Origin of the sequence: Alteromonas sp. 14N.309.X.WAT.G.H12, from assembly GCF_036697315.1 — a bacterium.
Classification (GTDB): domain Bacteria; phylum Pseudomonadota; class Gammaproteobacteria; order Enterobacterales; family Alteromonadaceae; genus Alteromonas.
Genome location: NZ_JBAHZB010000153.1, coordinates 1 through 6,124, shown reverse-complemented (window position 1 = coordinate 6,124; position 6,124 = coordinate 1). Strand labels below are relative to the sequence as shown.

Below are 6,124 nucleotides of genomic sequence, written 5' to 3'. Positions count from 1 at the left end.
TCTTTAAGGACCATTTTGCCATAGGCAATAAGTACACTTAATTCTGGTCGGGTAAACCCTCTGTCAGAGGCAACACGATCCGAAATTTCATCATCGGAGGGTATAAATTCCAATTCACGATTCAGGGCACCATCACGTTCCAAGCCATGAATAAAGCGAAGTTGCTCTTTAAGCTGTGCCACGCCGGAACGTTCAGAGATGGAAATAGATTGGGTTTGGCGGTAGCAGTCTTGCAAAACAATTTCTGCTACATCATCGGTCATATCGTAAAGCAACTGGTTACGCTGCTTCACGGTTAAATCCCCTTTTCTGACAATACTGTTGAGCAGAATTTTTATGTTGACTTCGTTATCAGAACAATCAACGCCGCCTACGTTGTCAATAAAGTCAGTATTGACTCTGCCACCACAACTGGCGTATTCAACACGGCCAAGTTGGGTTAGCCCCAAGTTACCGCCTTCACCGACAATTTTAGCCCGTACATCTTTACCATCCACACGGACATCATTATTTGCCCGATCGCCTACATCAGCATGAGACTCTTTACTGCTTTTTATGTAAGTACCAATACCGCCGTTCCAAATCAGATCCACTTCCATTTTCAGAATGTTATGGATGAGCTCATTGGGCGTCATGGCAGCTTGTCGGGTACCCAGCCACTTTTTCATTTCTGGGGTAAGCTTTATGGACTTGGCTGAACGGTTGAAAATACCCCCACCTTTAGAAATTAAGGTGCGATCATAGTCATCCCAGCTTAAGCTTGGATTATCAAATAAACGTTGGCGCTCTTCATAGCTGCTTTTTGTATCTGGATTGGGATCAAAAAAGATATGCATATGATTAAAGGCCGCGACAAGGCGCGTATGCTTGGAAAGCAACATGCCGTTACCGAATACATCCCCAGCCATATCACCAATGGCAACGGCGGTAAAGTCGGTGGTTTGACAATCGATACCAATTTCTCGGAAATGACGTTTTACCGATTCCCAAGCCCCTCGCGCCGTGATCCCCATTTTCTTATGGTCGTAACCGACGCTTCCGCCAGAAGCAAACGCATCGCCTAGCCAGAAGTTATACTCATCAGAGATCCCATTGGCAATGTCTGAGAAGGTCGCTGTCCCTTTGTCCGCAGCAACAACCAAGTAAGGATCGTCCTCATCAAGGCGCACCACGTCTTTAGGCGGCACGATTTCACCATCTACGATATTATCAGTGATATCCAGCAAACTACGTATGAAGGTGCGGTAGCAGGCTTGACCTTCTGCCAAGAAGGCTGCCCGTCCACCGGAGGTCGGTAGTTTTTTACAGACAAACCCCCCTTTTGCGCCAACCGGTACAATGACGGTATTTTTAACTTGTTGTGCTTTTACCAAGCCTAAAATTTCCGTGCGGAAGTCTTGCTGGCGATCTGACCAGCGTAATCCGCCACGGGCAACTTTTCCGCCACGTAAATGCACCCCTTCCACCCTTGGGCTATAAACAAATATCTCATATTTAGGTAAGGGCAAGGGCATTTCCGGAATTTTTTCCGGCAGCAATTTAAAGGATACGTAGGGTTTTTCGTTACCCTGCTCGTCGCCTTGATAGAAATTGGTACGTAATGTGGCCAACATCATATCCAAGTAACGACGGATAATACGATCATCATCCAAATTACTTACGTTATCTAACTGAGACTTAATGTCTTCTAACAATGCGTCTTCTTTTTTCTCACTGCGTTTTTTGTTGGGGTTAAATCGCAGATCGAAAAAATCCACCAGTTTTTTCGCAATTGCCGGGTATGCCGCTAATGTATTTGCAATGTAGTCTCGACTAAAGGAGCTGCCGGTTTGACGCATGTATTTGGCATATGCCCGTAAAATCGTCACCTTACGCCCTGTCATGCCAGCGCCAAGAATAAGACGGTTAAATGCGTCGTCTTCAAGGGTGTTATCCCACACTTTGGCAAAGGCATCTTGGAACAACATTTGTGCTTGTTCCATATCGAAGTCTTTACCGGATTTGTGCAACATTGTGAAGTCCATCACCCAGTTTAATTCATTGTTCGCACAATGGATTTTAAAGGGGCTTTCATCAATCACTCTAAGCCCAAAATTTTCTAACATGGGCAGAACATCTGATAAATGAATAGGTTCGGCACGATGAAAGAGCTTTAACTTAACGATTTGACTGTCTTTGGCTTCCTCTTGGGGACGATAAAACAGCATATCCAGGGTATGTTCATCGTTTAGCAATTCGAGTTTTTCAATATCGATAAGTGCCGCAGTGGGTAGATTTTGCTCAGTGTAACTACGGGAGAAAGCATTGTTGTATTTGCGCTCTAGCGCTTTACCATTGGCTTCGCCGTACGCGGCTGTTATTGCCGCCGCTAAGCGATCATTCCAGGTTTTGGTCAATTCAATGATATTCTGCTCGATTTCCTTCACGTCGTATTCCACGTTATTGTTTTCTACCCGAGCGATATAATGGGTTCTGGCATACACAGACTCGGAGAAAAATGTCGTAAATTCAATATCCTCTGTGGTGCCAAACGACCGCTGAAGAAGTGCCTGCGTTTCTTTACGCAATTGGGTGTTGTAGCGTTCCCGCGGTACATACACCATACATGAAATGAAACGACCAAAAACATCCTTGCGCACAAACAAACGGGTAATTCCCCGCTCCTGCATTTGAAAGATGCCGGTTATAATATTTGCCATTTCCTCCACCGGGGTTTGCAATAGCTCGTCACGGGGGTAGGTTTCAATGATATTCACAAAGGCCTTGTGTGCGTGGGTGCCCGGCTCATACCCAGACAGTTCACAAATGTCTTTGATACGGTTGGCAAGTACGGGCACTTCGGTGGCACCGGAATTATAGAACGAAGAACTAAAAAGCCCTAAGAATCGGTGTTCACCAATTACCTGTCCATCGTTATTGAAGGCTTTTATACCAATATAATCCATATAGGCGGGACGATGTACCCGTGAGCGGGTATTCGTTTTAGTTAACATCAGCGGATTTTGACTGAGGGCTTCTGCCCGTGCGGACGGCGGCTGATTAGAGAGCAGTCGTTCTCTGTCACTCACTGACTTTTTCATTAACCCAAGGCTGCTGTCGTTATCTGGGATCCAGCGATAATCCCCTTCGATGGCTTTGGCGTCGTAGTAGCGGTAGCCCATCATGGTGAAATTATGATCTGCCAGCCAGGCGAGAAATTGCACCGTTTGGATTTTTTGCTCTTTATCCACTGGCCAGCGTAATGTCCCCGCCGCTTTAATTACGGTATCGAGTTTGTTGGCCATAAGCTGCCAGTCACTCACAGCAAGAGAGACTTCATCCACCACCGAATGCATCTCACGGGTGAGTTGCTCAATATCCGACTTGGTTGTCTGGCGATCAATTTCAATCAACAGCACAGTTTCCTTACGGGCCGTTTTTTCTTTTTTATCGTGGCCGTGGAAGGTATCAACATTACCCTTTTTGTCGCGGGTTAACCATATAGGGCTGTGCAACATCAAATGGGACGTGATGTTAAGGCGATTGAGGGCCATTCTTACCGAATCGACTAAAAATGGCATGTCTTCAACAATAATTTCCACAATTGTGTGGGTAGAATGCCAACCGTGTTTGGCAATTTCCGGGTTGAAAACTTTAATATAAGGAGCGGTTTTATCGAACTGAGAAAACACATTCCATAAACTTAACGTAGCGCCGTACAAGTCGCTGTCAGTTCGTCCGTCCAGATCTTCATTAGATATTGTATGAAAAAGATGATGGGCAAATTGTTTAACAAGCGCTTTTTGCTGCGCATCAATGTTTTTTTCAATAAGCGCAAAAACATTATCAAGCAGCACCGACTGCCGCTGGGAGGTGACTGTCATCATTAAACCTTATTTTAGTCGTAAGTGCACAAAAAACTTACGTATTTTCGCTAAATTTTCGCCACTTTAAAAGGGCTATTTTAACTTTTAATTAACAGCATAGATAACTATGCAGAAAAGGCACAAAAAAAGGGCTAAAAAGCCCTTTTTGTTAAGTATCTATGCAAAAATATTTACGTCTCTGGGGCGTTTTTCTTCCACCACAAAAATCTGGCGAGTGCAGGTAGTACGATAATGGCGCCTAACATGTTCACTAGGAACATAAAAGTGAGCAGAATTCCCATATCCATTTGGAATTTTAATGAAGAAAATACCCAAGTACTGACACCTACGGCTAAGGTGATACCCGTAAACAGTACCGCACTGCCCCGCTCTTTTAGCGCTTCCATATAGGCTTCTTGAACGGTTGCACCTGCTTTGAGTTTATGGATCATGGTTGACAGTATGTAAATACCATAATCCACCCCAATACCTACGCCCAGTGCGATTACTGGTAGGGTTGATACGGTGAGTCCAATTTGCAGGTGGGTCATTAACGCTTGAGCCAAAATAGAGACCACATAAAGAGGCAGCACCACCGACAATGTGGAGCGCAGTGATCTAAAGCTAATTAAGCACAATAATATCACCGCGCCAAATACATAAAACATCATGGGCATCTGTGCCGACGCCACCGCTTCATTGGTTGCTGCCATAACTCCGACAGGGCCTGAAGCAAGCTTAAACTTCATATCGGAGGTTTCATAATCCTTTCTATATTGCTTAACGGCGTTAATCACCTGGTTAATGGTTTCTGCCTTATGATCTTCCATAAACAAGATTACCGGCATCACTGAGCAATCCCCATTGAGTAAACCAGAAGACGTGGGAACAAGGGAGATATCCTGGGCCAGGGTTTGTTGATTTCTAGGTAAAACCTGCCATTTAATATTGCCCTCGTTATAGCCCGCATTAACATTTTTGGCAACGGAAGCCAGTGAAACTGCAGACTGCACGCCTTTCACGTTTTCCATTTTCCATTGGAAATCATCCATGGCTTGCATCACGTTATAGGATGTACAGGCTTCCGGCGTGGTTTCTATGACCACCGAAATATAATCCACTGTCACTGAGTATTTCTCAGTGATCAGGAAAGTATCCTGGTTATACCGTGAGCTTTCTTGCAAGGAGGGTGCGCCGGCGTGTAGATCGCCGATTTTCATATGCTGAGACTGCATAAAACCATAGATAAACAGTACGGCGGTAAGGGTCATAATCACAATGGCGGGTTTACGATGGGTACAGGCGGCGATCACGGCCCAGAGTTTGACATTGTGTCGCTCTTTGCGGTTAAACTTCTTAACGTAGTTTTCATCCAAATTCAAAAAGCTCATCAGTACGGGTAATAAAATAAGATTCGTTAAAATGATCACCGCCACGCCCATACTCGCGGTAATGGCTAGTTCGCGAATAATCCCTATATCAATAACCAGAAGTGTCATAAACCCTACGGTATCGGAGAGCAAGGCAATGCCACCGGGAATCAATAAGGCCCGAAAGGCACTCATTGCCGCATGGTGAGCTCCCATTCCGGCAATGGCTTTTTTCTCTACCGCATTAATCATTTGTACGCCATGGCTAACGCCAATGGCGAAGACAAGAAACGGTACCAATATAGACATGGGATCAAGGCCAAAGCCCAGTACGGTAAGTAAACCTAGTTGCCAAACCACTGCCACCACAGAGCACAGCAGAGGCAAAATCGTCATCATGATACTTCTGGAAAAGAAGTACACCATAATGGCGGTAATGATAAGGGCGATGGCGAAGAAGAGCACAACGTCTTTTGCCCCCTTAGCTACATCGCCAATCATTTTGGCAAAGCCAATGACGTGAATAGAAATGTCATCTGACTCAAACTGACCGCGTAGCTGTGTTTCCAACTCTTCGGCAATAAGCAGCATATCGATGGGCTTACCGGTTTGGGGATCCAGATCCAGTAACTGAGCCGTCACCATGGCGCAACTGTAGTCGTTGGACACCAAACGACCGACGATTTTCGCTTTTTCCACATTGGCTGCCACCTGAGCCAAAGCCTCAGGATTTGAAGCATTAAAATCGGCAGGGATCACCGGCCCGCCGGAAAACCCTCCTTCCACAATTTCAGTAAACCGGGTAGCAGGTGAAAATAAACTACTTACTAAGGAGCGCTCTACCCCGTTTATAAAAAACAGTGCGTCGTGAACCTGTTGTAAGGTATTCATAAAATGGGTGTTATAGAT

At 45.2% G+C, this 6,124-nt stretch carries 2 protein-coding genes; both read right to left on the bottom strand.

Translation table 11 applies throughout. From position 1 onward, the window contains the following. A partial coding sequence (locus V5298_RS19340) for an NAD-glutamate dehydrogenase (protein WP_332933068.1) occupies positions 1 to 3,863 on the bottom strand: 3,863 nt, incomplete at its 3' end. A 173-nt stretch (positions 3,864 to 4,036) separates the two neighbouring features. Further along, on the bottom strand, positions 4,037 to 6,124 hold a 2,088-nt coding region (locus tag V5298_RS19335; protein WP_332933067.1), incomplete at its 5' end, for an efflux RND transporter permease subunit.